1 pseudogene is annotated in these 216 nt (G+C 56.0%); it reads right to left on the minus strand.

Going from position 1 to position 216, the window contains the following annotated elements:
* Positions 1-216 (minus strand): annotated as a pseudogene (locus tag JUJ53_RS25410) (ISNCY family transposase); the annotation flags it as partial.

The raw sequence follows: 216 nt of genomic DNA on the forward strand, positions 1-216 counted from the left end.
TAAACGCTGGCACTAACGGAATCACGTGAGGCTGTCCTGGGGCGACGATGACTGGGGTGATGACGCTATGGAAGTAGTGGGTCTCTCCTGACGTCAGCGTACGGGTTGAACAGTTCGAGCAGTGGATCTGGCTTGAACTGAAGTATTCGGTGCCATCGATGGCCATCAACAGCGTATCGGCAACGGAGCGAAAGCCCTCCAATTGCCCCTGCTCCT

The sequence above is a fragment of the Leptolyngbya sp. CCY15150 genome (assembly GCF_016888135.1).
Taxonomy (GTDB): domain Bacteria; phylum Cyanobacteriota; class Cyanobacteriia; order RECH01; family RECH01; genus RECH01.